Raw genomic sequence first — 7,390 nt, 5'->3', positions numbered from 1 at the left:
TGAGTCGGACGTTGCGATCGAGGTCGATGCCGAGCTTCGCGAGGTAAACGATCAAATGTCGACCTACTTGAAGTCGTCCGAGATCAGTCGTTTTAACGACTCGGACTCAACCGATTGGTTTGACGTCAGCGAGGAAACAGCTGAGGTGGTTAGCGCTGCACTGCAAATCTCTGAAGCCACCGAAGGTGCCTTTGATGTCACAATCGGTCCGTTGGTCAACGTATGGAGTTTTGGTCCCGATCCCAAAACCAACGAAATTCCCAGCGACGCAGTGATCACCAGCCTGCGTGAATCGGTTGGCTACAAAAAATTGGCGGTTCGAAACGACCCACCGGCGCTGAAAAAGTCGGTTCCCTCGCTGAAGGTCGATCTCTCTTCGATCGCCAAAGGGCATGGGGTAGACCGTGTCGTCGAGCGGTTGGCGGATCTCGGTGCCGAAAATGTGTTTGTTGAAATCGGCGGCGAAGTTCGTGTTTCAGGTTCCAAAGATGGACAGCCTTGGAAAGTCGGAATTCAAAATCCGCAAGGCGCCGATGGCGACGCGATGTCGCTGGCCGCGGCTCATCCAATCCTTGATCAAGCGATGGCCACCTCGGGTGATTATCGCATTTATTTCGAAGTGGACGGGAAGCGTTATTCACACACCATTGATCCTCGCACCGGTCGACCGATCGATCACGATTTGGCCTCGGTCTCGGTGATCGCCGACACGTGCATGAAGGCCGATGGTTGGGCGACCGCCATCAACGTGCTGGGCGCCGACGAAGGGATCAAGGTGGCAGCTGAGCAAGACTTGGATGTCTTAGTCATCCGTCGCCGCGGAGACGAATTTGTGCGTGTTGGTACAGGTTCGCTCTCACCGTATGCAGCCGAGCCCGACGCGACCACGATCGCCGATCCCGTTCCCACGACCGATGCCTCCTCTAACGAACAGCCCTCGCTGTACACGCGCATGCTTCCCACGTTGATCATTACTTTAATCGGATTCGGAATCATCCTGAGCGCGATGGCAATCGGCGTGATCTTCGGACGCAAATCGATCAGCGGTTCGTGCGGCGGTTTGGCGGGTAAGAAGAACGACGACGGCAGCGTCAGTTGTTCGTTGTGCAGCAACCCCTCGGATGCCTGCCAGGAGCTCCGCGAGCAGATGCAAGAAGGTCAAGCCAAAAAAGACGCCGCACAATCCTAATGCAATTGTAGTTGCCGTCACCAGTCGGCCGAAATCCTCGCTCTGGCGAACGTAGCTACTTTAGGACCGTTGGACCATTCAGTGACGGGGAAGAACTCGTCGCGGAAGTCGTCAAGACTTTCGTGATTGGTCGAAAAGGTCAGAACTCTTTTACGCCCGCATTGGTTCTGGCCTTCCTTAGCTCACACAACAGGCGTCTTCGTGTGCCTGAATCACGTTACTTGAGTGATTGCCCGCGCCGTGCGGATTCCACTCGCGAATAGGCCAGCAGGTCTTGGATCAGTGTTCGCATGCGGCGGCCACCGTCGATGATGTAGGACATGTACAGTTTGGCGTCTTCGCTGAGCTCGTTCGGATTGACGCGTCTTGATGACAAAGACCTCGAATCCCGCGGGCACTTCGCATCCGAATTCTTCGCTCAGTTCGTTTGCGCGTGCCAGCACTTCGTGCCATCATGAAACACGTCTGGGTTCGCTTGGTCGATCATTTCGTCCTTGCTGTAGCCCAACATTTTCTATGCAGCGTCATTGAAAACAACAATCGTTCCTTGTGGATCGGTGGCAATAATGGCGACTCCCGCCGCGTTTTGGATTGCGGCTTGCAATTGGCGTGTGGATTCCAATTCGCACGCAGCAGGTGAATCTCATCCGCACGCTGATTTGCCCCAGGTTCAATCTCGGCTTTGATTCGTATGAAACAAACCGTCGCGTTTTCGTTGATTTGTTTCAGCCGGGAAAAATAGCGTTGAGCAACCGCTTGCGGTTCATCAAAACGCACCGTGAACGAAAACGTGCTTGCCTCGCCGATCGTGCTGACGACCTCGGATCAAGAGTTCGATAAGCAGCAGATGGCCAAGTTCCCGGTGGTCAAGGATTATCTGGTCAAACCGCTTCGCGCTGCGAACATGCAAACGTTGCAAGAATCGGTCACTCAAAAAAGAACCGCGATGTCGCTGTAATTCAGCGAGCACCGCGGTTTTAGATTGGTTGATTGAAATCGCTCTTTAGCCGCCACCGACCAGGGTGACGACTTCGACATCATCGCCGTCGTTCACCATCGTGGACGCATAGTCTTCGCGAGGCACGACATCCGCGTTGACTTCGACCGCCAAATAGTTCGGCGGTACATCGACGGTCTCCAATAACTGCTGGACACTCATCGACGATTCGATTTCGACGCTCTCGCCGTTGACTTTGATTTGAATCATGTTAACCGTCAAAAGCGGCGTCAAAGGCAACATTGCTCGGGCTGAAGTCGAGCTTCTTGGTGAACGCACAAGCTTCCTTGGCACCGAAGGTTCGCTCCATTCCCGAATCTTCCCATTCGATTGAAAGCGGTCCGGCGTAATTGATCTCGTTCAATGCACGAATGATCTCTTCAAAGTTCACACCACCACGGCCCGGGCTGCGGAAATCCCAACCGCGTCGTGAATCACCAAAGTTCAGGTGACTGCAATTGATACCACTGCGGCCATCAAGCGTCACAATCGCGTCTTTGATATGAACGTGGTAGATGCGGTCGGGGAAGGCGCGGATGAACTGCACCGGATCAATCCCTTGCCAAATCAGATGGCTGGGGTCGAAGTTGAATCCGAATTCTTTGCGATGATCGAGTGCTTCGAGGGCTCGGGCGGCGGTGTGGATGTCGAAAGCGATTTCGGTGGGATGCACTTCCAAGGCAAAGTTCACTCCACACTCGCCGAACACGTCCAAGATCGGATTGAAACGCTCGGCGAGCAAGGCAAAGCCGTCATCGATCATGCTCGGAGGCACAGGGGGGAACGAATACAGCAAGTGCCAAATGCTGCTGCCCGTGAAACCGTTAACGACTTCGACGCCAAATTTTTGTGTCGCGCGTGCAGTGTTCTTCAGCTCTTCCGCAGCCCGCTCGTTGACGCCCGCGGGATCGCCATCGCCCCATACGTAGTCGGGCAGAATCGATTTGTGCCGCGCGTCGATGGTGTCCAAGACCGCTTGGCCAGCCAAGTGGGCGCTGATCGCGTGGCATTGTAGCCCTGCGTCGTCGAGCAACTTGCGATGCTTGTCGCAATAATCGTCTTCGGCGATCGCGCGGTCGACTTCGAAATGGTCACCCCAGCACGCTAATTCGATCCCGTCATAACCGAATTCGGCGGTCATGCGGGCCATTTCTGCAATCGGCAAGTCGGCCCACTGGCCGGTGAAAAGCGTAACGGGTCGAGCCATCGCGAAAAATCTCCGTAAAATAGGTTGGGGAGCTGGGTTTGGGATTCGTTTGACAACGAAGGACTGGATTATAGAGAAATCCGTCATCCCATTGTGCGCTTGGGGGGCGGATGACCGCAACCATCCCAAGAATCACCCCACGATCAAGAACAGGGGAGACCGCGAAAGAATAAAGGATATTGCGGCGTCGAGCGATTCTCGCGTTTGGGCATTAGCCCTCAAAGGCAAGCCGACGGGCTTGGGCCTTTAAGTCGGCGTGCAGCCGCTGCACGGCGCGGGTTTGTTCGGCCAAGTCGGTGGAAGCGGCTTGTCGTTCGAGTCGGAATTGCCGCTCGCGGTGCTCTTGTAGTGCCGCACGTGAGTTTAGTTGTGCTTCGCGAGCATCGAGGTCCGATTCCCAAGCTTGCAGCCGTTCGATCAAATCGGCCGCCTGCAGTCCCAACCACTGCTCCTGGGGCGAGGTTTCCGAGATGATTTGGGGCTTCGCGTTGGGATGTTTTACCGACGGCGACACCGACACAGCCGACGTGCCGGTTGCCTCGGCAGCCACATCGTGTGCCGCGTCAACGCGATAGCTCGCGAAAAAGTCACCTCGTGACAATCCCTCTGGGATTTGGCCCTCTCGTGATAGCCCCACTCGCTGCGATGCCGAAGCCTTCCCCGCGAACCGCTCGCCACTGGCAGTCGGCTCGCCACTGGCAATCCGATCGCGACCAAGTCGAATGCGATCGACTTGATTCAGCTTCTCGATTCGTTTCCAGCGGTACGAGGGCATGGGATTTGGGGGCTTCGTCGTGGTTACGGCGGAAGAAGAAGGCTGCAATTCGGCAGCTCTGGCCCCAAAATTGCAAACACCTATCCATTGGTTCGGAAATCGAGGCCGATAAACTGCATCGATCTGAACCCACCAGATAAAATGAACGAGTCAGTAGTGCGGTCGATACCGGTTATTCCGGTGGAACCGCCTACCACCCTTTCGCTACCCACTTTCTTAGGACGAGTCCCCACCCATGATGCGATTGTTTGCAGGTCTGTTTTGTTTCACCACGACGGTTTTCTCCGCGATTTCCCCGGTTTTGGCCGAGACACCGCTGGATGCCAAGATTCAGCGTTCGGCGGCCAAGGGAATTGAATTCCTGAAAAATCGAGGGCAAGCCGACGACGGTTCCTTCAGCGGCGAGACCGGCGCTGCCGTTACCGCCCTCTGCGTCAACGCGATTCTGCAGCATCGTCCGCAAGCGATCAACGATCCAGTGATCCAGAAGGCGCTGACGTTTATTTCATCGAAATTTCAAACCGACGGCGGAATTTACGCCACCGGTTCGTCGCACCAAAACTACGAAACCTCCGTCGCCATCGGCGCCTTGGTGCGGGCGAACAAAGATGGCCGGTACGACAGTGCACTGAAACGCGCCGAAACCTTTTTGAAAGGGTTGCAGTGGGATGAAGGCGAAGGCATCGAATCGTCTGACCCCAGCTACGGTGGCGCGGGCTATGGAAGTCACAAGCGACCCGACCTTTCGAACACCTCGTTCTTCATCGATGCCCTTCGCGATCTCGGCAACGAAGCGGACGATGAATCGTTGCAGAAAGCGTTGAAGTTCGTCGTTCGCTCGCAAAACTTGGCCAACGAAGGTAACGACACACCGCATGCCGACGAAGTCAACGATGGAGGCTTCTATTACACTCCTGCCGCGGGCGGTGAAAGCCAAGCGGGCGCAGCCGAAGGGGGCGGGCTGCGAAGCTATGGCTCGATGACCTACGCCGGCTTAAAAAGCATGATCTTCGCAGGCGTGTCCGCCGATGACCCTCGCGTGTTGGCCGCCATGGACTTCATTCGCAAGCACTATTCGCTCGATTCGAACCCGGGGATGGGGCAAGCTGGGCTGTATTACTATTACCACACGTTCGCCAAAGCTCTTGATGCGGCCGATGTCGAAGTCTTGGACGACGCTTCGGGAACCCCACACCCTTGGCGTGAAGAGTTAGCCGATCATTTGATTGCCGAGCAACAATCCGATGGATCGTGGGTCAACAAGCAGAGCGAGCGATGGATGGAAGGGGATCGTCAACTCGTCACCGCCTATGCATTGCTGGCACTGGCCTATTGCCGCGAATAAAGCGGCCTTGGTTTGATTCGTCGCCCGTCCCACCGATGCGGCAACGGAGGTCTTTCTGCTCCGCCATCGCAGCGGTGCGATGGCGGGCTGTCTGCCATAAAACGCGGCGTGGTTGTGATCGCTTGCCGCGGGCGAGCGGTTCGCCAAACCCTTGTCTACTCGACACCCCGGATGGTTTGTTGATAATCGCGGGCTAATTAGCTCGTAGAATCACCAATTCATTTTTTCGGGAACTGAGAGAATAGGCCATGGCGAAAAAGACAATCGATCAAGTCGACGTAGCGGGTAAGAACGTGTTGATGCGAGTCGACTTCAATGTCCCGCTCGACGAAAATCAACAAATCACCGATGACCGCCGCATTCGCATGGCGTTGCCGAGCATCAAGAGCGTGATCGATCGTGGCGGCCGAGTGATTTTGATGAGCCACTTGGGACGCCCCGAAGGCAAGGGCGACGACGCCAAATACAGCTTGGCGCCTGCGGCAAAACAATTGGCCGTGCTGCTCGACAAACCTGTCGCCTTTGCTGCCGACACCGTTGGCGACGATGCGACCAGCAAAGCAGGCAAGCTGGCCGATGGTGACGTGCTCGTGTTGGAAAACCTACGTTTTAATCCAGGCGAAAAGAAGGGCGATAGCGAATTCGCAGGCAAATTGGCCGCGATGGCCGACATCTACTGCAACGACGCTTTCGGAACATGTCACCGCAAAGACGCCTCGATGGTTGCTGTTCCCGAAGCAATGGCCGGCAAGCCTCGCGTGGTCGGCCACTTGGTCGCCAAAGAAATCGCCTACCTGACCGACGCGATCAGCAACCCCGAACGTCCGTTTGTGGCAATCTTGGGCGGGGCCAAAGTTAGCGACAAAATCAACGTGATCAACAATCTGCTCGGCATCTGTGACACCGTGTTGATCGGCGGTGCAATGGCTTACACCTTCTCGTTGGCACAAGGCGGCAAAGTTGGCAACAGCTTGGTCGAGAAAGATAAGGTCGAATTGGCAAAAGAGTTGCTGGCCAAGGGAGGCGATAAACTACAGCTGCCCGTCGATACACATTGTGGCGACGATTTTGGCAACATCGCCGGATGCAACAAAAAAGTCGTTTCGGCTGGCGAAATTCCCGACGATATGGAAGGACTCGATATCGGTCCGGAAACCGCCAAAATCTATGCCGATATCATCAAGAACGCCAAGACCGTGGTTTGGAACGGCCCGATGGGCGTGTTCGAAAAACCACCGATGGACGCGGGCACCAAAGCAGTCGCGCAAGCGGTAGCCGACAGCGATTCAACCAGCATCATCGGAGGCGGTGATAGTGCAGCTGCGGTTGATCAACTTGGCTTCGCTGACCAGGTCAGCCACGTCAGCACCGGTGGCGGCGCGAGCCTTGCGATGCTCGAGGGGGAACGCTTCGCTGCCGTCGATCTGCTCGACGAAGCGTAAGCAAGAGAAAAAGAGGGGGAGACACGGAGAGGGGGCAGAAGAGGAGAAGGAGTCGACAGAACAATCTCTCCCCACTCCCACTCCCACTCTCCTTGTCTCCCAACTTCCAACTCACTCCTCACTCCTCCGCCTGGGACTTGGCATGACTGCTGAAGACGAACGCTTGACTCAGTCTCAACGACGCCAGCAGAATTGGCATCGTTGGGGGCCGTATCTGTCCGAGCGGCAATGGGGAACCGTTCGCGAGGATTACAGCGAAGGAGGCGATGCGACCTGGAGTTACTTTCCACACGATCATGCCCGCAGCCGGGCCTATCGCTGGGGCGAAGACGGGCTGCTGGGTGTTTGTGACCGCCAGTGCCGGCTGTGCTTTTCCGTCGGATTGTGGAACGGACGCGATCCGATTCTGAAAGAGCGATTGTTCGGGGTCACCGG

General features: G+C 56.1%; 8 protein-coding genes and 1 pseudogene. 5 read left to right on the top strand and 4 right to left on the bottom strand.

All coding sequences use genetic code 11. The annotated features are described in order from the left end of the window. Positions 1-1,189, top strand: a 1,189-nt coding sequence (locus ABX962_RS25135) for an FAD:protein FMN transferase (protein ID WP_372723405.1), incomplete at its 5' end; no start/stop codon positions are given. A 217-nt stretch (positions 1,190-1,406) separates the two neighbouring features. Here ABX962_RS25135 and ABX962_RS25130 read toward each other — a convergent pair. Beyond that, positions 1,407-1,565 carry a hypothetical protein gene (locus tag ABX962_RS25130; RefSeq protein ID WP_372723403.1) on the bottom strand — a complete coding sequence of 53 codons (159 nt, stop codon included), beginning with the start codon at positions 1,563-1,565 and terminating at the stop codon, positions 1,407-1,409. A 402-nt stretch (positions 1,566-1,967) separates the two neighbouring features. On the opposite strand from ABX962_RS25130, the gene ABX962_RS25125 reads away from it, so the two are divergent. Continuing rightward, complete coding sequence (locus ABX962_RS25125; protein WP_372723402.1) at positions 1,968-2,147, top strand: hypothetical protein; 180 nt, start codon at positions 1,968-1,970, stop codon at positions 2,145-2,147. A gap of 45 nt (positions 2,148-2,192) precedes the next feature. On the opposite strand, the gene thiS is transcribed toward ABX962_RS25125, so the two are convergent. The 3 genes from thiS to ABX962_RS25110 form a co-directional block, all read right to left on the bottom strand. Next, a complete protein-coding gene (gene thiS / locus ABX962_RS25120; protein WP_372723400.1) occupies positions 2,193-2,396 on the bottom strand; it encodes a sulfur carrier protein ThiS in 204 nt (67 codons plus the stop codon). Between the two features lies 1 nt (position 2,397). Further along, entirely contained in the window at positions 2,398-3,393 is a 996-nt protein-coding gene (locus ABX962_RS25115) for a sugar phosphate isomerase/epimerase family protein (protein ID WP_372723398.1), read from the bottom strand. 211 nt (positions 3,394-3,604) lie between these two features. Beyond that, a complete protein-coding gene (locus tag ABX962_RS25110; protein ID WP_372723396.1) occupies positions 3,605-4,168 on the bottom strand; it encodes a hypothetical protein in 564 nt (187 codons plus the stop codon). 235 nt (positions 4,169-4,403) lie between these two features. Between ABX962_RS25110 and ABX962_RS25105 the strand changes: the two genes are divergently transcribed. The 3 genes and pseudogenes from ABX962_RS25105 to ABX962_RS25095 form a co-directional block, all read left to right on the top strand. After that, complete coding sequence (locus ABX962_RS25105; protein ID WP_372723394.1) at positions 4,404-5,513, top strand: prenyltransferase/squalene oxidase repeat-containing protein; 1,110 nt, start codon at positions 4,404-4,406, stop codon at positions 5,511-5,513. 248 nt (positions 5,514-5,761) lie between these two features. Next, a complete protein-coding gene (pgk, locus tag ABX962_RS25100) occupies positions 5,762-6,955 on the top strand; it encodes a phosphoglycerate kinase (RefSeq protein ID WP_372723392.1) in 1,194 nt (397 codons plus the stop codon). A 142-nt stretch (positions 6,956-7,097) separates the two neighbouring features. Beyond that, a pseudogene (locus ABX962_RS25095) lies at positions 7,098-7,390 on the top strand (glucosidase); the annotation flags it as partial.

Source organism: Novipirellula sp., assembly GCF_041583735.1.
Classification (GTDB): domain Bacteria; phylum Planctomycetota; class Planctomycetia; order Pirellulales; family Pirellulaceae; genus Novipirellula.
The sequence above is the reverse complement of the archived record's forward strand: the minus strand, read 5'-3'. Positions and strand labels throughout refer to the sequence as shown.